This is a genomic window from Reyranella sp. CPCC 100927 (genome assembly GCF_007859315.1).
Lineage (GTDB): Bacteria > Pseudomonadota > Alphaproteobacteria > Reyranellales > Reyranellaceae > Vineibacter.
The window spans coordinates 1-513 of record NZ_VOHA01000080.1 but is presented as its reverse complement, the minus strand read 5'-3'; the positions used below and the strand labels follow the sequence as shown (position 1 = coordinate 513).

Sequence of the window (513 nt, the reverse complement as noted above, 5' to 3'; positions counted from 1 at the left end):
ATCATCGACACCATCACTCCACGGGTGGCCACCACCAAGGCGGCCTCGGTCAACGACGTCACCAAGCGCGCCGAACCCGTGTGGGACCCCGCGGTGCACGATCGGTCGTGGCGGGCGGTATGGGCGTACTCCGTCAAGCGCGCCGCACGGGACCGGGCCACCCTCACCCTGCAGGAGAACCGCGCCAAGGCGGTCATCGCCGGCGAGAAGCCAGCCCGCACACCGCGGTTCGTGAAGACGGTGAACGGCTCGACGCACCTGGACGAGGACGCCCTGACCCGCGCCCGCAGCCTGGCCGGGCTGAAGGGCTACGTCACCAACCTGCCCGTCACGACCATGCCCGCAGCGGAGGTGATCGCCTCCTACCACTCGTTGTGGCAGGTCGAGGCCTCGTTCCGGATGAGCAAGACCGACCTGCGGGCCAGGCCCATGTTCCACCACGACCGCGATGCCATCGAGGCCCACCTCACCATCGTCGTCACCGCCCTGGCCGTCGCCCGTCACCTGCAGGAT

General features: G+C 69.4%; 1 protein-coding gene. It reads left to right on the top strand.

Going from position 1 to position 513, the window contains the following annotated elements:
* A partial coding sequence (locus FQU96_RS42050) for a transposase (protein WP_146547400.1) occupies nucleotides 1-513 on the top strand: 513 nt, incomplete at both ends.